The sequence below is a fragment of the Streptomyces sp. NPDC015220 genome, from assembly GCF_043079345.1.
In the GTDB taxonomy this organism is placed as follows: Bacteria; Actinomycetota; Actinomycetes; order Streptomycetales; family Streptomycetaceae; genus Streptomyces.
On sequence record NZ_JBIBUK010000036.1, the window covers coordinates 1 to 17813 of the forward strand.

At 70.4% G+C, this 17813-nt stretch carries 15 protein-coding genes and 2 pseudogenes; 11 read left to right on the plus strand and 6 right to left on the minus strand.

Features of this window, described 5'->3' with window-relative positions:
* A pseudogene (locus ACF061_RS37045) lies at positions 1-638 on the plus strand (hydrolase); the annotation flags it as partial.
* A 948-nt stretch (positions 639-1586) separates the two neighbouring features.
* Here ACF061_RS37045 and ACF061_RS37050 read toward each other — a convergent pair.
* A complete protein-coding gene (locus ACF061_RS37050; RefSeq protein WP_392271423.1) occupies positions 1587-2204 on the minus strand; it encodes a TetR-like C-terminal domain-containing protein in 618 nt (205 codons plus the stop codon).
* A gap of 123 nt (positions 2205-2327) precedes the next feature.
* Between ACF061_RS37050 and ACF061_RS37055 the strand changes: the two genes are divergently transcribed.
* Positions 2328-3062: an SDR family oxidoreductase gene (locus ACF061_RS37055; RefSeq protein ID WP_392271424.1), complete on the plus strand. Its 735-nt coding sequence runs from the start codon at positions 2328-2330 to the stop codon at positions 3060-3062.
* Positions 3063-3305: 243 nt separating this feature from the next.
* Here the strand turns inward: ACF061_RS37055 and ACF061_RS37060 are convergent, their stop codons facing one another.
* The gene (locus ACF061_RS37060) at positions 3306-4985 is read right to left on the minus strand and encodes a CocE/NonD family hydrolase (RefSeq protein WP_392271425.1); all 1680 of its coding nucleotides are present in this window, start codon (positions 4983-4985) and stop codon (positions 3306-3308) included.
* A gap of 513 nt (positions 4986-5498) precedes the next feature.
* Here ACF061_RS37060 and ACF061_RS37065 point away from each other — a divergent pair.
* Entirely contained in the window at positions 5499-6743 is a 1245-nt protein-coding gene (locus ACF061_RS37065; RefSeq protein WP_392271426.1) for a hypothetical protein, read from the plus strand.
* Positions 6744-7045: 302 nt separating this feature from the next.
* Positions 7046-8125 carry a YncE family protein gene (locus ACF061_RS37070; protein ID WP_392271427.1) on the plus strand — a complete coding sequence of 360 codons (1080 nt, stop codon included), beginning with the start codon at positions 7046-7048 and terminating at the stop codon, positions 8123-8125.
* 295 nt (positions 8126-8420) lie between these two features.
* Here the strand turns inward: ACF061_RS37070 and ACF061_RS37075 are convergent, their stop codons facing one another.
* Positions 8421-8861, minus strand: a complete 441-nt coding sequence (locus ACF061_RS37075) for a hypothetical protein (RefSeq protein ID WP_392271428.1) — start codon at positions 8859-8861, stop codon at positions 8421-8423.
* Between the two features lie 188 nt (positions 8862-9049).
* Here ACF061_RS37075 and ACF061_RS37080 point away from each other — a divergent pair, with 188 nt between their 5' ends.
* Positions 9050-9481 (plus strand): SSI family serine proteinase inhibitor, encoded by a 432-nt coding sequence (locus ACF061_RS37080; protein WP_392271429.1) that lies wholly within the window; start codon positions 9050-9052, stop codon positions 9479-9481.
* A 581-nt stretch (positions 9482-10062) separates the two neighbouring features.
* Positions 10063-10434, plus strand: a complete 372-nt coding sequence (locus ACF061_RS37085; RefSeq protein ID WP_392271430.1) for a hypothetical protein — start codon at positions 10063-10065, stop codon at positions 10432-10434.
* A gap of 210 nt (positions 10435-10644) precedes the next feature.
* On the opposite strand, the gene ACF061_RS37090 is transcribed toward ACF061_RS37085, so the two are convergent.
* Positions 10645-11067 carry a hypothetical protein gene (locus ACF061_RS37090; protein WP_392271431.1) on the minus strand — a complete coding sequence of 141 codons (423 nt, stop codon included), beginning with the start codon at positions 11065-11067 and terminating at the stop codon, positions 10645-10647.
* Between the two features lie 231 nt (positions 11068-11298).
* Positions 11299-11835, minus strand: a complete 537-nt coding sequence (locus tag ACF061_RS37095) for a DUF4232 domain-containing protein (RefSeq protein ID WP_392271432.1) — start codon at positions 11833-11835, stop codon at positions 11299-11301.
* A gap of 328 nt (positions 11836-12163) precedes the next feature.
* On the opposite strand from ACF061_RS37095, the gene ACF061_RS37100 reads away from it, so the two are divergent.
* Positions 12164-13507 (plus strand): endonuclease domain-containing protein, encoded by a 1344-nt coding sequence (locus ACF061_RS37100; RefSeq protein WP_392271433.1) that lies wholly within the window; start codon positions 12164-12166, stop codon positions 13505-13507.
* Positions 13508-13624: 117 nt separating this feature from the next.
* Positions 13625-13897 (plus strand): annotated as a pseudogene (locus ACF061_RS37105) (transposase); the annotation flags it as partial.
* 36 nt (positions 13898-13933) lie between these two features.
* Here the strand turns inward: ACF061_RS37105 and ACF061_RS37110 are convergent.
* Positions 13934-14308 carry a MerR family transcriptional regulator gene (locus ACF061_RS37110; protein ID WP_392271434.1) on the minus strand — a complete coding sequence of 125 codons (375 nt, stop codon included), beginning with the start codon at positions 14306-14308 and terminating at the stop codon, positions 13934-13936.
* Between the two features lie 66 nt (positions 14309-14374).
* Between ACF061_RS37110 and ACF061_RS37115 the strand changes: the two genes are divergently transcribed.
* The 3 genes from ACF061_RS37115 (at position 14375) to ACF061_RS37125 (ending at position 17655) form a co-directional block, all read left to right on the plus strand.
* Entirely contained in the window at positions 14375-14710 is a 336-nt protein-coding gene (locus ACF061_RS37115; protein ID WP_392271435.1) for an EthD domain-containing protein, read from the plus strand.
* A gap of 831 nt (positions 14711-15541) precedes the next feature.
* A complete protein-coding gene (locus ACF061_RS37120) occupies positions 15542-16345 on the plus strand; it encodes an alpha/beta fold hydrolase (RefSeq protein WP_392271436.1) in 804 nt (267 codons plus the stop codon).
* Positions 16345-17655 carry a PP2C family protein-serine/threonine phosphatase gene (locus ACF061_RS37125; protein WP_392271464.1) on the plus strand — a complete coding sequence of 437 codons (1311 nt, stop codon included), beginning with the start codon at positions 16345-16347 and terminating at the stop codon, positions 17653-17655. Before ACF061_RS37120 ends, ACF061_RS37125 begins: the two co-directional genes overlap by 1 nt.
* The last annotated feature ends 158 nt before the right edge of the window (positions 17656-17813 follow it).

The following is a 17813-nucleotide window of genomic DNA, read 5'->3' on the forward strand; positions in this document are numbered from 1 at the left end:
CCGACGTCCCGGCACCCCCGGCCGCGACCGAGCCACAGCAGGCCGGCGGAGACGGGGACGGAGCCGGAGGCGGAAACGGAGACGGAGACGGAGCCGCGGCGGGGGGTGGTGGTTCCGAGGAGAAGGAGACCAAGGCTCCGGAGAAGACCGCGGCGACCGCCGTCCAGCAAATGGCCGCGGAGGAACCGGGCAAGCGGCACATCTGCTACCGGATCTATGTGGCGGACCAGGGCTGGTCCGACGCCGTGTGCGACGGCGAAACAGCGGGCGAGGAGGGCTCGGGGAAGCCGACCACGGCCGTCAACATCGCCGTGTCCGGAACCAAGGGCACGTCCAGCGCCGCCTACGTCTACGACCCCGCGTCGACCAATGGCGAGGGACACTTCCCCGACCCGTGGGCGAGTGCCACCGACGGCGTCGACAACTACGTCGGCAGTACCGAGAAGGACGCCCCGCACATGCTGGGATTCACCATCAACGTCGACGGTGGCGCCGGCACCGTCTGCCAGAACTCCTACGTCCACAACGACACCTGGATCGGCCTGGCGTGCGACGACCCCGGCACCGGGTTCGACTTCACCTACGTCGGCACCCACGACAACGACTTGTGGATCGAAGCGGTCAGGCTCACGGTGTGATCCGAACCGTCCACCGGCGACTGCCGGCCGGCCGCGCACCACGCGCGGGCGGCCGGCAGTCGCCGTCCGACCGCTCAAGCGGAGTCCTCCCGCGCTCTTCCACCTCGTCACAGCGGCGAGGTGGCAGAGGCGCATGGACTTCCTCGGCTCCACTGATCCGGGCGAGATCGTGAGCGGGGCCGCTGCGGAGCGACCGGACTGAGCGCCGGCAGGCGGGGAAGATGAGTACGGCGACTCAGGCCGGACTGATGCTTCGCCTCCGACGATGAAGATCGACGTCATCGAGATCCGAAGACCGCTCCGTGCTCAGCCGCATCGCCGACAGCGTGCCCGGCCACATGCTCGCAACCGGTTCCCTTGCCGGGTGGCCCGGGGCGTCGGCCATGGCGGGGCGGTGCGCTGGCCATCACCCTGGTGTACCTGGTGGTCCGGGCTTCTCGGTGCGCGGTGCGCGGTGCGCGGTGCGCGGTGCGCGCCGGAGCCCCGGGGAACGCTTCGGGTCCCGCAGCGTTCCCCGGGCGTGATCGGCGCTCACCAACGCCTCGACGAGCGTCGGGCGGTGAACGATTGAGTGGCGTGTCAGCGCCCGACGGGCTGCCGACCGGGTGAACAGGGCGCACAACGGACTCGGACCGGCCACTCGGTTCCACCGGTACAGGTGCGTGCCGAGCGAGGCCAACTCGCCCTTGCCGAACGTGTCTTGAAAGGGTGATGCGAGGAGCTCGCCGACGAACGCGTCTCGACCGCGCCGGGCTGGGCACGGCCCGACTGGGGCGATCACCGCGCCGGGCTGGGCACGGCCCGACTGGGGCGATCACCGCGCCGGGCTGGGCACGGCCCGACTGGGGCGATCACCGCGCCGGGCTGGGGCACGGTCCGACTGGGGCGATCCTTCGGTGCTGCTGCCGCCCGCTGAGCTCCGCTGCCGGACCGGCCGCCGGGTTCGGCTCAGCCGGCTGCGACGCCGTGCAGGACATTGCGGACCAGTTGGGCCGCGAAGTCCTCGGTGAGCGGCTGGCCGGGGAGCAGCAGGCGGTGGTAGCAGGCGCCCCAGAGCTGGTCGACCAGCACCTGGGGGTCGGTGCCGGCGCGCAGCTGGCCCCGCGCGAGGGCCTGCCTCATGGCCTGCACGGCGAGCTCGCGCCGGGGCGCGGAGTAGCGATCCCGGAGGGCGGCGGACAGGTCGGGGTCGGTCTGCGCCTGGCCGACGAGCTCGGCGACGACCCGGCCGGCCGGCGTCTCGGTGAGCAGCCGGACGAACGCGCGCACCTGTGCCGTCAGATCGGCCTCGATGTCACCGGTGTCGGGGAAGGCGAGGGTGGACTCCACGGCGTGGAAGTAGCCGTCGAGCGCGAGTGTCCCCCGGGAGGACCACCACTTGTAGAGGGTCGTCTTGCTGACCGCGGCCTCCTGCGCCACCCGCTCGATGGTGAAGGCCGCCATGCCGTCGCGCAGCAGAAGCGCCCCGGCGGCGGCGAGCACGTCGGCGCGCACCTCGTCCGCGGGCCGCCGCCCCCGTCCGCGCCGTGCCGGCGCGTCCGGCGCCCCTTCCGCCCGATCCCGCACCGTGGTGCCTCCTGCCGTTGATTGGTCGCGCACCGACTCTGACATATGGACGCGCCGTCCACAATCTGATTATATGGACGCAGCGTTCATTATTGAGCCTGTCACCTCACGAGGGGGAGTCCCATGCCCGAGCCCACACGTGTCTCGCTGGTCACCGGAGCGTCCGGCGGCATCGGCCGCGCCGTCGCAGAGCGGCTGGCCGCGGCCGGGACGGCGGTCGGCGTCCACTACGCCGGCAACTCCGCCGCCGCGCAGGAGGTTGTCGCCGCGATCGAAAGGCGCGGCGGGCGGGCCGTCGCCGTCCGGGGAGACGTCGCCGACGAGACCGCCATGGGCCAGGCGTTCGACACGGTGGAGAAGGCGTTCGGCGGGCTCGACGTCGTCGTGCACACCGCCGGCGTGATGACCCTCGGGCCCGTCGCCGAGTTCGACCTGGACGCCCTGGACCGCATGCACCGCACCAACATCCGCGGCACCTTCGTCGTCGCCCAGCAGGCCGCACGCCGGGTCCGGGCCGGTGGCGCCATCGTCACCTTCTCCACCTCCGTCACCCGGCTCGCCGCTCCGGGCTACGCCGCCTACGCCGCGAGCAAGGGGGCCGTCGAGGCCATGACGCTCGTCCTGGCCCGCGAGCTCCGCGGGCGCGACGTCACGGTCAACGCGGTGGCGCCCGGCCCGACGGCCACCCCCCTCTTCCTCGACGGCAAGGACGAGGCGACGGTGGAGAGGCTGGCGGCGCAGGCTCCCCTGGAACGCCTGGGCACGCCCGAGGACATCGCCGAGACCGTCGCCTTCCTGGCCGGGCCGGGCCGCTGGGTCAACGGCCAGGTCCTCTTCGCCAACGGCGGCATCGCCTGACGGCTCGGTCCGGCGGCGTTCCGAGGCAGGAGCCGACCGTGTCGCGCGTCTTCATCACCGGCTCCACCGACGGAATCGGCGGCGCAGCGGCCAGCACCCTCCTCGACGAGGGACACGAGGTCGTCCTCCACGCCCGTGACCAGGACTGAGCGGCCTCCCTCGCCGACCTGTCACCGCGCGCCGCGGGAATCGTCCGGACCGGGCCCGACTGGTGGGCGTGGGTCCCCGCGGGGCGGGTGGGTGTTACGGCAGGGGGGCGAGGGGGATGTCGATGTAGGACTCGTTGTCCTCGGGGGAGGTGATCTCGAGGGCGGAGGGAACGGTGTCGTCGTCCGCGAAGAACGGGTCGTAGCTGTCGATGATGAGCTGCAGCTGGCGGCCCTTGGCGAGGACGTAGTGGGCGGGCTGGAGGCGGAACGTCACTGTGGCGGCCTGCTGGTCGGTGAGTGTGTAGGGGGCGTGGGTGATGATGGCGGCCCGGCCGGTGGCGGGGTCGCAGTCCAGCAGGTAGGCGATGAAGGTGGCGTTCTTCGTCTGCGGCTTCACGGTGACCCTGGCCTCCAGGTCGCCCTGGACGCGCATGGGCTGCTCCAGCGGCGCGGTCGTCCAGACGGCGGCGACATCGCGTTTGATGTCGGCGGTCTTGTAGACGTGGGGCAGCCCGACACGCTCCGTCAGACCGGTCTTGATGAGCTTGGGGGCGACGACGACCCCGGTGTCCGGACCGGCGGCCTGCACGGAGCGGGTCCAGCCGGCCTGCGGCCGGCCCTGCGCCATGGGCGCGTCCTGCTGCCCGGCCGGCACGGCGCCGAGGTGGAAGCGCTGCATCGGCAGAGCGTAGCCCGCCCAGTCGGGGTGGGTGAGGTCGGACAGGAGGTTGTGCATGTACTCCGAGCGGATGCCGTACTGCGGCTCCGCGCCGTCGCCGGCCCTGCCGCCGAGGTGATGGTCCATCCAGCGGTAGGTCATCTCGGTGGGCTTGGAGATGGCGCCGAACAGGCCGGGCATCTCGCCGTTGCCGTGGTCGCCGATCTGCACCAGCAGCGATTTGGGGCCCCGCAGCTCGGTGAAGAGGTCGACGACGGCGGGCACGGAGAAGATCGTCTCGTGCCAGTAGGTGGTCATCAGGACCGGCAGCTTGCGGTCGTTGTAGGTCTTCAGGTGCTGCATCGGCGAGCGGAGGCGGGCGAACTCCTTGACCTCGTCGTCGATGACGTTGTCGCGGATCTTCTTGATGATCTCCTGGAACTCTGCCGAGCAGCGCTCCTCGTGGAACAGGGCCACGAGCGCCTCGAACGCCTTGATGTGCCGGGTGCCGTTCTCGAAGAGCGAGGTGAACAGGTCGCCCCATGCGCTGGCGCCGGCGACGGCCTTGACACGGGAGTCCTCCGCGGCCAGCAGCAGGCTGGTCCCGGCGCCGTAGGAGGCGCCGAAACAACCGATCCGGTCCTCGTCGACGCCTTCCAGCGCGTCGAGCCAGTTGAGGATCTCGACGCCGTCGGCGACGTCCTGGGGCCCGGCGACCTGGATCTCGCCCTCGGAGCGAGCCAGGCCGCGCTGGCTGTAGGTCAGGACGGCGTAGCCGCCGAGCGTCCAGCGCGGGATCGTGCCGAAGTACGCCAGTCGGCCGAAGTCGTTCAGCGGGGCGGGCATGACGATGGCAGGGCAGGTCTGCCCCGGAGCGAGGCCGCGTGGCATGCTCAGCCCGGCGTCGATCCGGGTCCCGTCCGACATGACGATGGGGAACTCACGGTAGTCCGCGATCTCCGCCTGCACCTCGAAGGTGTCGGCAAGACCCCACTGGTCGAGCATGCCGATCCGGCGCGGCGACGGGTCGAGCAGCGCCACGCGGATCGCCTCCAGCATGGCGACGTGGTCGGGGCTGAGAGCGAACGGGTTCTCCGGGAATCCGTTGACCGGCATGGAAGTTCCGCCTTCCGCGGCAGTGTTCTCTGACGGGTTGTCATAAACATGGTCGTGCCGGTGTGATCATTTCCGGAGAGCGAATCGCGCCCGCCACTCGAACGAGTGGTGGCCGGCTGTTCATACCCCGAACGCGACGATGCCGGATTCCGCGCTCGGCCAGACAGACGTTCTTCTGCTCGGACTGCTGCCGACGACCAGCGTGAGCACCCCGAGCGCCGGTCACACCAGTCTTTCGAGATGTGTGTTCCAGCCGGCGGAAGCTCCGTGGATCCGCGTGTGCCGGCCGTTGTGCCGTGGCGGGCCGGCCGCGCCGGGACGCGCAGGAGCCGCTGTCCGCCGCTGCTCGCGGGTGGAGATGGCTGAAAAGACAGGTATCAGGCATATGATCGTTCAGATAGCTGCAGGTCGGAGGCGGTGCGACGAGATCCACGCGACCCCACCGGGCAGCGCCGGGGATCGGTGTGGCCTGTTCCCGAAGCGGTGTGCGACATGGGCAAGGGGAGGGGCGTTGTGGGAAGCCACACACGTGGACCCGGGGAGTACGTCAGGCCCGAAGGCCGCATCCTGCTGGACGACTACGGCCGACCGGACGGGGAGTACTACGCCTCCGGGACGTACCACCACCAGGCGTCGCTCGTCAGGCTTCAGGCCGGTCAGAGGATCGAGGCCGAGCTCGTGCCCGAGCCGTACAATCCCTGGGACGCCCGGGCGGTGGCCTACGACGTGGACGGGCGGCGGGCCGGTTACCTGCCCGCGAGCGCCGCGAGGATGTGGCATGACGTCGTACGGGCGTGGAACGCGGCCGGCTTCGCTCTGTACGTCCGTGCGGAAGTCAACGTCTGGGAGGGCGGCGGTGATGCCCGGTTCGGTCTCACCGTGCCCAAGTGGGACTGGGCGACCCTCCTGGCCCTGGCGGTGACCGCCGGACTGCGGACCGATTGGGAAGCGGCGGCGGACGGGCTGACCGAGCGGCAGCGGCTGCTGATGCGGGAGGACGGCGGCTACACCCCTGACGAGTCCGTTCTGAAGGTGCTGCTGCGCAAGCGCGAGCAGTACCCCATGTTCCGGTGGGGCGGGAAGGGCGACGGTGGTCTGGGTGAACGGATGCCCTTCTGGTACGGCTACTTCGTCCGGGAGGACATCCGGGAGGAGCGGGACCGTCTCCGTTTCGCCCGGTCCCTGAAAGCGGACCTCCTTCGCGGCTTCAAGGACGAGGTCAGGCGGCGCAAGCAGCAGGAGCGGGAGGGGACGCGTCTGCTGCGCCGGGAACACGCCGAGAAGGCACTCCGGCTGCACGGTGAGGGTCTGCCGGTCCGGGACATCGCCGCGGAGCTCGGCCTGACGCCCAAACAGGCCGAAGGCGTCCTGTACCGGGCCCGCAAGGAGGCGGGAGCCATGCTCAATCGCAACGAGGACCTGCAGAACGAGAGGCGCCTCGCGGCGGCGGAGGCTCTTCGGCACAAGCGGTCCGGAATGGCGAGGGCGCAGATTGCACGCGTCATGGGCCGCTCCGTCGACTCGGTGAAGGAGCTGCTGCAGGACGCGGTCTTCTACGAAGACCCGGGCAGCCTCCCAGAGCGGCTGGACCTCGCGCGGCGCTGCGCCGAACTACGCGGCACGGGCCTGGTGAAGAACGAGGTGATGAAGAAGCTGGGCGTCACCGGAGCGAAGGCCCTGAGGGCGTTCCGGGACGCCTCCTTCCTGGAGAGCAGCACGCGCGTGGAGCAGAACGAGGCCGTCCGGGTCCCTGGCTGACGCGTGCTGTCCGACGCGATGACGCAGGGCTCGGCACCCATGGGGCCAGTGGCGGAAGGGACCAACCCGTGAACATCCGCCATGTGCTTCCAACTCGAGAAGGACCGATCGCCGAAGTGCCGGACATGATTCACTCGGCGGACAGCGGCCCCCGCGGCAAAAGCGGAACAGTCGATATCCCTTGTGGTGATCGGAACGGGCGGGGAGTACGCGGACGAACCGGGGGTATTCCGAGGCGGCCATGGACCGTGACACGGGCCGGCGCCTGACCAGGGACGCCGCCCGTCGCCGAAGGGACACCGATGCGAGGACGACTTCCCCGTGCCCGCTTGATGCTGACGCTCGCGGCCCTGCTGGGCCTGTCGCTCGGCGCCGCGCCCGCGACGCAGGCCGCGCCGGCGGACGAGGGCACCGCATTGCCGATCGCCTACCACTGCGATCTCGCCGTGGACCCGCTGCACAAGCAGGTGTTCATCTCCGACTACACCACGGGCAGCGTCCTGGTGGCCGACTACCAGGGCCGTCTGGTCCGCACGATCAAGAACCTGCCGGGCGTGTGCGACCTGGAGCTGTCCGCCGACTCCCGCACGCTGTACGCGCCGCTGGTGCTCGGCGACGCCATCAGTGTCATCGACACCGGTACCGCCCAGCAGCGCGCACGCTACGCCACCGGTGCCGGCACCGCGCCGCGCCACGCGGCGTTGAGCGGCCGGACACTGTTCTTCGGGTACGGAGAGCAGTGGGAGGCGAGCATCGGCTCGCTCACACTCGGCACCTCCACCCCGCAGGTGCGTCTGGGGCTCATACCCGAGGGCGACTTCAGCGGCGCGCCGCTCCTGGTCACCTCGTCGGCAGCGCCGGGTACGCTCGTCGCCGGGGACGAGAACACCTCTCCGACCCAGCTCTCGGTGTACGACGTCTCCGGGGGGAGTCCCGTGCTGCGCACGACGGTGAGTGGTCCCGGCGGCGCATCCAACTTCAGCGACCTGGCCATCACGCCGGACGGCAAGACGCTGCTGACCGCGTCCGGGGCGCCGTACCACCACCCGTCGTTCCGGCTGCCGGACCTGACCGAGGGCCACACGTATCCCAGCACGTCGTACCCCGACGCCGTCGCGGTCTCCTCGCGCGGCGACGTCGCAGCCGGGGTGGAGAGCATCGAGCCCGACCCGGACGTGTACCTGTACCGGGCCGGTGCCGACTCCCCCTACCGCACGGTGTCCCTCGCCCCCGCCACCGGTTACGACGCCGGATACCTGCGGCCCCACGGCCTCGCATGGACTCCTGACGGAACCCGCCTGTTCGCGATCAGCGGGCACAACGACGAGGAGAACCTGCGTCTCGTGGTCATACCGGCAGCGAACGAGGCGACGGCCGGCTAGAAGGCGCATGAAGACCGTGCTGAGGGGTCGTCCGGCCGTAGGCCGGGCGGCCGCTTGGTCTACGCGGTGGCCGGGTCGGTCGTCCGGGCGCTGTCGGTGCGGGTGTGTCCGAGGTTGGTCGCGTCCGGCTTCAGGCGCCCGAGTGTCGTGCATGCGTCAGGCATTCGCCATGTGGTGGGACGCGGATACGCCGAGTCGTTGCCCGCGTCCCCACGGTTGGCCGAACCCGCGCCACGGTCCGGGGCGGGGGCCGGTGTGCGACGTACGGTCCGTCCCCGCCGCGGGTGATCAGGGCTCAGCGGGCCGAGCTCGGCGCGGTGAAGGTCTGCACGAGGTGGGTGAAGGGGCTTTTCCTCCCCGGGTAGTAGGCCTTCACGTCCGCATCCAGCTCCACGGAGGTGCAGTCCGCCGGCGTCTCCACGGACGTGTTCGTCTCGTCGGGCTCGATTCCGCCCAGGCTTCCGGACCGGCCCCACGAGTCACCTCCGGGCCGGTGGCACGTCACCGAGCCGTCGACGTCCCACGACACCGGGAGCCGCACGGTGGCCACCGTCCAGCGAGGAGCGGTCGTCACCAGCCGCCCGGCGGTGAAGTCGAAGCTCGCCGTGGCCGCCTTCTCCTGGACGACGGCGGGAAGGACGAGGAAGGCCGACGCGCCGTCCTTGCTGCAATCGCGAAGATGATCACCGGGATCCGCTCCGCGTATGCGGCCGGGGAGGGGAGCGTGGATCAGCACCGCTCGGTGAAGGCCCTGCCGTCCGCGATCCGGGACCGCGGCAGGGCCGCTTCGGTGCCCGTGCGGGCGCCCGCCCCCACCGGTCCGGCGGCGGCCCGAAGGTGGCCGACGTTGCACTTGTCCGGCGCCGCCCACCGCGCGCTTCAATGGACCTCAATGGCACACCGGTAGGGGTGATCGGAGGAACAATGAGAAAGAGACTCGGAGTTGCCCTGGCCGCGGGCCTCGCAGCCACAGCCGCGTCCGTCGTCCCGGCCGCGGCGGCCGGCTCGGTCTCCGCGCCGTCCGCAGTGTCGGCTGATCCCTCCTCCTGGACGAATCTGACCATTGCCAAGACCGGCACGAGTTGGACCGGCAGTCTGAACAAACAGGTCACCCTTCAGTGCGAGCCCACCGGCGGGACCCACCCCACGCCCGAGGACGCCTGCACCGTACTCATCGCCGTCAACGGGCAGTTCGACAAGCTCCCGCGTGCCTCGGGCGGCGGCTGCGGAGGAGTCTGGATGCCCGTCACCGTCACCGTGACGGGCAACTGGCGCCTGCAGCCGGTGTACTTCACCAAGACCTACGGCAACGACTGCGAGGCTTCGGTCGGCAGTGACTTCGTGTTCCGCTTCTGAACGGCTGCCCTGCCCGCGCCGGCGCCACCGCCCGGTGGGCCTCCAGCGAGTTGGTGCCGCACTCCAGCGCGGGGCGTTGTCCGGTGTCGTCCTCGTCGTACTCCGGTGGTCGTCCGCCGTGGAAGCCGCGCTTCTTGCGGTTGCGGACCCGGTCGGCCTTCTCGGGGATGGTGCGACCGATCGGCGTCCGCGTGAGTAGGAGCGGTTGGCGCGGGAGCCGTAGGCTTCGTCGGCGTGGACCTCACGGACACCGGTGAGGCGATCGCGGGACTCCGGACGCCTCAGTGCTGTTCATGTCGCGCCGGTCGACGCTACCCGGCGTGGGGCTCGTGCGGAATGCGGGCGGCGGTCCGGGTGGGCAGAGTCGGGGCGCACCGCTCCCGCCGCGGACGATGACCACGGGCCGCGAGGCCGGCGGCCAGTCCGAGGGCGGTCTGCGCTCTATCCCGCCACACGATGGTGACCCGATGCGCGCCCCTGAGCGATCACTGCGGCAGTTGAGGTGTCCCACGCGAGTATCCTGCTGCGAGAGTTGCAGGTGACAGCGTCGAGCGGTCGAACTTCCAGCCGGGGGCAATGTGGTGCGCATACTCAAGGCAGTACTCCCAGCCCTTGCTCTGGTGGCGGTGGCGGCAGGGTGCTCCTCGTCCAAGGGGCAAGATGCTCAGCGGCTGACCAAGCAGCGGGAGAACTACTGCACGCAGCTTGGAACGTGGCAGAAGGCGCGGAACGCGGCGGGCGCGGGCACGCCGGATTCGTCAGGGTACAACGAGGCCGAGGCCAGCGCTCGGGACGCCCTTCTCGCGGTGCGACCGCTCCGGGATGAGACGGTCGGCGGCGGCCGCACCTTGGCGGAGGCGACGGCGGCGGCGATGAACAACGGTGACTCCGAGGCGGAGGAGCGTGTTGTGAAGTACTGCGAAGACGTCGGCTTCGAGACGCTGACCCGCTAGAACTGTCAAATGATCTCCCTCGCCACGCCCACCCCGGTCGCGGTCAGCATGGCATCTGCAACCGACAGATCAGGCTCGTCATGACCATTCGCTGATCGCGGCGACCAGGACGATGGTTTAGAAGCGGACCGAGAGTTTGTCGAACCGCGTGGCAACCGCCTGGTTGTGCTTGAGCCGGTTGATCCCGCACTCGACCGCGTGTCGGGCCTTCTACTGATCGTTCCAGAGAGTCGAGCCGCGGGTGTTGTACTTGCTGATCTTGGTCGGCAACCTGTCCAGGTGCGACTTGATCTCGTCCCCGACGACCTGCGGGAGCGAGTGGCGCCGCTCTTGCCAGCCCCCTGGGAGGAGCCCGCTGCAGCCGAACGGGCCCACACTGTCGACGTCGGGTGAATCGTGGTTCTGGATCACTCGGTATCGCGCCGGACGCGGGGCACCCGCCGCGGAGGCGGGCTGGATCGAGTTCGGCGCACGCGTGCGATTCCGCCATCCGCCGGCGCGTTCGGCGGATGGCGGGCGGCCGACGTGCTGCGCCGCAGCAAGCGGGCTCCCCGGTTGCTGCTCGCCGCCGCCGAACGACTCGAACCGCTCGACACGATGTTCGCGCCGCGCCGCCGCCCGCCGCGACGCCATGGCACTGGATCCCACGGCGATCGCGGGCACCACCGCCTACGCCGTCACCCAGCCGGACCAGGTCGACGTCGACGAAATCGTGGTACGCCCCACCGCGCAGCGGTGACGGCGGCCTGAACACCGAGCTGAGACGTCGTTTCCCCTCCGCGGTTCAGCGAGAGCCGCTGGGCGACCGCCGCGGTGACGGAGGGTGCCGGTGAGCGGACGACTCCGCAGAGGTCGTCCAGTCGGTCACAGCCCGACCGGATTGAGGTAGGTGGCCGGGTGGGTGGCGCCGTCCTGCTTGAGGATCTGGCCGCCGAACGGCCACTTGAGGGTGAAGTGCTCCGTCTCGTTCGGCGGGGTCACCAGGAACCTCCCCGGAACGAACTTCTCCTTCTGGGGCGTGGTCCTGGCCACCGGGAGCAGGGTGATGCTGAAGTCCACCGTGTCCCCGTGCTTCAGGGTCATCTTCACGGGCTTCTTGGCGGACCGCACCAGCGACCAGGTGCCGTCGGTCTTCTGAGTGCCGATCATGTCGACACCGGCGAAGCCGGACAGGGTGCAGGTGCGCTTGCTCTGGTTGGTGAACCAGATGTACGCCTGGGTCTGCTTCTTGGCCTGCCCCATCTCCGGCCTCGCGTCGTCCCCCATGGCGAAGCCGGCCTTCAGGTCGGCGGTGTGGCAGCGGGTCGGCTGGGCCTTGGCGGATGCGGCCGAGGCAGGGACGGCGGTAGCGGCAGCGGCGGCGACGGCCAGAAGGGCCACGGCGGCCAGGTTCCTCTTCATGAGTTCTCGGTTCCCCTCGCGTACGAATCGGCGCACGAGGTCAGTGCGCGCCTACGCTTTTGAAGATGCGCGATGCATGGTGGAGGTTCGGCGCCCGGGGAGTCTTTTTGCCGTCGAGGGCACCGCCCGCCCGCCGCTCCGGACGAGCGACCCACACCGTCGGCGGCTCCGGCGACTCGGCCGGCAGGCCGTGGGTGCCGAGCTACGGAAGTCCGCGCCGGCCGACGTCGCAAGCCGGTTGCCGCCGACCCTGCGCAAGTCACACGGGCGTCCCGTCGGGCCTTGGGTCAAGGCCCGGTGCAGATGTGCGGGGCGTTAGCCTGTCGGCATGTCAGAGCGTGTCATGCCCGGTCGCGCGGACGGCCTGATCTCCCTGGGCGCCGCGGACGCTTTGTGGGTCGATCTGACGGCCGGCAGTGCTGTGCCGACGGCTTCGGGGGCGCTCACCTGCTTTCCTGCCCGTGCCCGGGCGGGGTACGTCCTGCTCGGCGGCCGTGTGGTGGCGACGGTGAGGGCGGACAGCGGTCGGTGGAGCGTTGTGGAGGCTGAGATACGCCGGGCGGCCGCGGAACTGAACGCGATTCGGATGGACCGGCGGGACCTGGTCCGCATCGGTCCGTTCCGTGGTGCGTCGAGGCCGGAGTGCGACGAGCGAACGCCGCTGCGCTGGCGCCGGCGCATCGCGGGGGAACGGGGGGAGCCCTTCGGCCCCGAGCGGACAGCACGTCGTGAAGCGGGCCGGCCGTACCATCTGGCGGGAATCGACTGGCGGCAGATACTCGTGGAGCGAACGTCCACCGGGACGCAGCGCTCGTGGTGGCTGCCGCGCGCCGTGGTCAGGCTGCTCGACACGGCCGAGCACGCCGAAAAACAGTGGGTGCAGGCCGCGCGGACCCGCCCGGCGAGCACAGCCGTCACCGAGCCGCCCTCCCACCCCCGGCAGGCCCCAGACGCCGACGGCCGACAGACGACGAGCCCCCAGGGCCCCACCGCCTCACTGCGCCCGTACGGCAAAGAGCTGGAAGGCCGGCTGTACTCGCAGCTCAGCAGAGAGCCCGGCACCTCCCGCAGGGTCGCCGGGTGGGCGTGCGCCGTCTGCCGCACCGCACCCGCCACCGTTCTCGACCACTGCCACGAACACGGCTACGTCCGCGCCCCCCTCTGCCAGTCCTGCAACACACAAGAACGCCCCGACCACCTGTACGGCAACGACATCCGCGTGGCGAACCACTACACACGCCTCTTCCACACCGACACCCACGACTGGCTCCGCCACTGGCACCGCTGCCCCGGCTGCCGCGCACGCACCACCCTGCCCCTGCCGCACCTCGCCGCGTGGACCGCCCACACAGCCTGCCGGTCACTGCGCCCGACCCACCCTGCCCCCCGCGGGCGCAAGCCCTGCGGTCTCCTGCGCGTGTCCTGGACGGGCAGCCAGAACGCGCCCCGTTCCTGCCTGCTCACCGTCACCGTCGACCGCTGCCCCTCCGGCGAGCACCGTGTCCTGGCGCGCGTCCCCTACCGCGAAGCCGCAGAACGGTTCCGCGTCTGGCTGGCCGAGACGGCCCCTGCCGTGGCCGCCGCAGCCGGTCCTGACCGGTTGGACGGCCTCCCCGCCCAATTCCGGCCAGTCATCGCGGACACCAGCGGCGAGGACCAGGCACTGTTCTGAGCCGGCACCGGGAGACCTGACACCCCAACGCCGCCCGGCGGCTGCCGACCCCGGACACGGTTGCCGCGCGACTACATCGACTCCGGCTCGTCACGGTGATGGCGGTTCGTCGAGAGCCTGGCCGACAAGGCGTACTCGTCCCGTGAGATCCGCGACCACCTGCGCAGACGCCGCATCCGCGCGGTGATCCCTGAACGGGCCGACCAGCGGTCCAACCGGACCCGGCGCGGACCAGTCGGCGCCAGACCGCCCGCCTGCGACCGCGGGGCCCACAAACAGCGCAACACCGACGAGCGGTGCGTCAACCGCCTGAAGCAGTGGCGCGGCATCGCCACCCGCTCCGAGAAGACCGCGACCATCCATCTGGCCGGGCTCCACGTCGCGGGCATCTCCTCTGGTCCGCGCGCTGATCCGAACGTCCCCAGATCACGAATCGTCCTCCGCCGCCCCTGCCAGGTACGCGTGGTTGTCCTCGATGAGATGGTCCAGCGCGTCCCTGGCGGCGGCGAGACCGTCGATGGCCTCAGACAGCCGGGCCCGCTCGCGGCCCATGATCTCCAGAGCCTGCCGCGCCCGGTCCTCATTCGGCTCGGCCATGCAGGGCACCATCTCGGCGATGGTGCCACTGGACATGCCCGCCGCCAGAAACGCCTGCACGAGGCGCACCCGCTGGACGTGCTCGTCCTCGTAGTGGCGCTGCCCGCTGGGCGAGCGGGAGCTGACGAGCAGGCCCCGCTCCTCGTAGTAGCGCAGCGACCGACGGCTGGCTCCCGTCCGGGCGGACAGGTCACCGATCCGCATGCCGAACTCCCCCATGCTCCTGACCCACTTGCCCCTGACATTGATGTGAGCTTTTAGGTTAACTCCATGCTGAAGCTCATCTTCATGATCAACCGCGTCGAGGGTATGTCGTACGAGCGTTTCGTCGAGCATCACCGGGACCGGCACGCGCCGCTGTTCACCTCCATCCCGGAGGCGGAATGCTACGTGCGCAAGTACACCGTGTCCCACCCGGTCCCCGCCGAGAACTACCCGCCCCGGGCCTACGACGGCCTGACGGAAATCTGGTTCGAGGACTGGGATGACCACGACGCCTTCTTCGCCTCCGAGAACTACCGGACGCTGGTCAACCCCGACGAAGCACGCTTCATCGACATGGACTCAGTGGCCGTGATGGTCACCGAGGAGAAGAAGGTCATCTGACGGGCCGGCTCGACAGGCGGACACCGACTCAGCTCTCACGGCCGTCCACCGCGTACACGGCGACGTCGGTAGCGGGCCTGGCCCGCCGGTACGTCTTCGAGTCGCCCTGCGAGTCTCTGGGCGACTCGAAGACGTTTCCCGCGGTTCCCCGTTCACGGCCGTCCGATCGGGCACGCAGGGAGCACGCGCGGTCTTCTCCCGGTTTCCCCAGCCGCGAGTGCGATTCTTCCCAGACTGAGCCTGCTCGGCGCTCACGCGGTCGGCGGAGTCTCACGAGCCCAGGCGAAAGGCATCGGCGCGCCCTGCGGGATCACCCAAGGGTGGGGATAGCGAGCGTGACAACCGGTGCAGCGCGCGACGAATGGACCGGCCTCGGGGTTCGTGAGAACGCTGTAGTGGCTGGACGGCTGAGCCGGGAGCGCGTACCCGTTCGCCGTCGTCTCCAAGCCGGGCCACGCCGGCGTGCATTGGCACCCGCGCTCTTCCGCGAACGGGGCGCCGTCGGGAGTCTTGCCTGGAGCTGCCGGCAGCGCGGGCCATCCTCGGTGGGCCACGTCACCGCCGGCTCACGCGGTGCCCGTGCGCGGGACACTCGTCGTCCGGGATGATCCCGCCGCACCGCTGCGGCACGCGGACGCACCGCGCGCTCGCCGCCGACCTCGTCCACCCTGTTGTGGGCCGCCGGACGCACCGGGAGCCCCGAGCGGCCCCGTCGCTCGGACCGGCGCTGGTACGGCAAACCCGGTGCGGGCTGCGTGAACGTTTGCGGCATGGTGGCGGAGATTCAGAGGCGTGTCGAGGCCGCGGGCCGCCGATTGAGAGACTGTGGGCATGGACATTGCCCGCAGGAACAACGTGACCGTTGCCGGCAACCCTCAGGGGCCTGTGGTGGTGCTGGCGCATGGCTTCGGCTGTGACCAGAACATGTGGCGCTTGACGGTTCCTGCGTTGGCCGAGGACTACCGTGTGGTGCTGTTCGACTACGTCGGTTCGGGCCGGTCGCAACCGTCCGCGTTCTCCGAGGAGCGGTACTCCTCCCTGGAGGGGTATGCGCGGGACGCGGTCGAGGTCTGCGAGGCGCTGGACCTGCGCGACGCGGTGTTCGTGGGGCACTCGGTCAGCGCGATGATCGGGGTCCTGGCCGCCGGCATGGCTCCGGAGCGGATCGGCGCGCTGGTGATGGTCGCTCCCTCCCCTCGCTACATCGACGACGACGGCTACCGGGGCGGGTTCAGCGCCGGGGACATCGACGAGCTGCTCGCCTCGCTGGAGTCGAACTACCTGGGTTGGTCGGCGGCCATGGCCCCGGTGATCATGGGGAACGCCGAACGGCCCGAGCTGGGTGAGGAACTGAGGAACAGTTTCTGCGCCACCGATCCCGATATGGCGCGCGTCTTCGCCCGGACCACGTTCCTGTCGGATTCGAGGGACGATCTCAAGAGTGTGCGGGTGCCGACGCTGGTGCTGGAGTGCAACCAGGACGTCATCGCCCCCCGCGAGGTCGGCGCTTTCGTCCACCAGGCGATCGACGGCTCCACCTTGGTCACCCTGGATGCCACCGGGCACTGCCCGCACCTGTCCTCGCCCGAAGCGACCAACGAGGCGATCAGGACCTTCCTGGCGGGCCTGCGATGATGTGCCGCGCCGACCAGCAGCCGGACCCGCAGGACGCCGACGGCGCCGAACTCGCGAGCGCGGCGTTCGCCGCACTGCTGGAGGACAGCGCCGAGGACCTGTACGACAGCGCTCCGTGCGGATATCTGTCCACGCTGATGGACGGCACCATCGCCAAGATCAACACGACCCTGCTGCACTGGCTCGGCCTGGACCGTACGGCGGTGGTGGGCCGGATGCGGTTCACCGACCTGCTGACCGTGGGCAGCAAGCTGTATCACGAGACACATTTCGCGCCGCTGCTGCGGATGCAGGGCGAGATCAGCGGGATCGCCCTGGAGATCAAGCAGGCCGGCGGCGGCCGGATTCCGGTGCTGGTCTCTTCCGTGGTCAAGCGCGGCAGCATGGGCGAGTCCTTGCTGATCCGCACCACCGTCTTCGACGCGCGGGACCGCCGGGCCTACGAGGAGGAGCTCCTGCGCGGCCGGAAGGCGGCGGAGGAGGCGCGCAAGCAGGCCGAGGAGGCACGCAAGCAGGCGGAGGCGGACCGTGGCCGGCTCCAGGAAGCCCTCGCGGTGCTCCAGCAGTCTCTGCTGCCCGACATCCTCCCGAAACTGGCCGGCGTGGAGACGGCCGCCTACTACCACACCGCCTCCCCGGACCGACTGGGCGGCGACTTCTACGACGTCTTCCCCATCGACGGCAAACGCTCCGGGTTCTTCCTCGGGGACGTGTGCGGCAAGGGACCGCAGGCTGCCGCACTCACCTCACTGGCCCGCTACACGCTGCGCGCCGCCGCCATGCACCAGGCCGACCCTGTTTCCGCCCTCACCACGCTGAACACAGTGCTTCACGAGCGCTACGCCGGCAGCGGCGACCCGCGCTACTGCACCGCGATCTTCGGCACGCTCGAACTCGACGCCGTGACCGGGCAGGTCGCCGTCCACCTGGCCTCCGGCGGCCACCCGCCGGCTCTGGTCCTGCGCGGCGAGGGCACGGCCGACTTCCTGCCCACTCCCGGCGGCCTCCTCGTCGGCGTCCTGCCCGCGGCACCCTTCGCCACCGCCACCACCGTCCTCGACCCGGGGGACACCCTCCTGCTCTACACCGACGGCCTCACCGAAGCCCGCACCGGTAAGGACCGCACAAGCCTGTACGGTGACGACGCCCTCCTCACCTTCGCCACAGGCCACGCCGGCGATCCGCCCCACGACGTCATCCAGGCCCTGACAAGCCTGCTGGACAGCTTCCCGGCCGGCCTCGACGACGACACCGCGCTCCTCGCCCTGGGCATCCCGGCCACCGACCCGCACACGAGGAACAGATTGTGAGCCCGCTGAGGACCACCACCCGCGACAGCGCAGCCGGTCCCGTCGTGTAGGTCTTCGGTGAACTCGATCACGCCGACGCCGACGAGCTGCGGGACCCGATCGCCACGATCACCTTGTCGGGTGCCTCACGGGGAGCCCTCGGTTTTCAGCCGTTCATA

What these genes read in the sequence shown, in the direction of transcription:
- ACF061_RS37090 (WP_392271431.1), bottom strand. Translation starts at nt 11,067, where the DNA reads ATGGCGTCGCGGCGGGCGGCGGCGCGGCGCGAACATCGTGTCGAGCGG.
- ACF061_RS37070 (WP_392271427.1), top strand. Translation starts at nt 7,046, where the DNA reads ATGCGAGGACGACTTCCCCGTGCCCGCTTGATGCTGACGCTCGCGGCC.
- ACF061_RS37080 (WP_392271429.1), top strand. Translation starts at nt 9,050, where the DNA reads ATGAGAAAGAGACTCGGAGTTGCCCTGGCCGCGGGCCTCGCAGCCACA.
- ACF061_RS37115 (WP_392271435.1), top strand. Translation starts at nt 14,375, where the DNA reads ATGCTGAAGCTCATCTTCATGATCAACCGCGTCGAGGGTATGTCGTAC.
- ACF061_RS37125 (WP_392271464.1), top strand. Translation starts at nt 16,345, where the DNA reads ATGTGCCGCGCCGACCAGCAGCCGGACCCGCAGGACGCCGACGGCGCC.
- ACF061_RS37120 (WP_392271436.1), top strand. Translation starts at nt 15,542, where the DNA reads ATGGACATTGCCCGCAGGAACAACGTGACCGTTGCCGGCAACCCTCAG.
- ACF061_RS37060 (WP_392271425.1), bottom strand. Translation starts at nt 4,985, where the DNA reads ATGCCGGTCAACGGATTCCCGGAGAACCCGTTCGCTCTCAGCCCCGAC.
- ACF061_RS37095 (WP_392271432.1), bottom strand. Translation starts at nt 11,835, where the DNA reads ATGAAGAGGAACCTGGCCGCCGTGGCCCTTCTGGCCGTCGCCGCCGCT.
- ACF061_RS37110 (WP_392271434.1), bottom strand. Translation starts at nt 14,308, where the DNA reads ATGCGGATCGGTGACCTGTCCGCCCGGACGGGAGCCAGCCGTCGGTCG.
- ACF061_RS37100 (WP_392271433.1), top strand. Translation starts at nt 12,164, where the DNA reads ATGTCAGAGCGTGTCATGCCCGGTCGCGCGGACGGCCTGATCTCCCTG.
- ACF061_RS37055 (WP_392271424.1), top strand. Translation starts at nt 2,328, where the DNA reads ATGCCCGAGCCCACACGTGTCTCGCTGGTCACCGGAGCGTCCGGCGGC.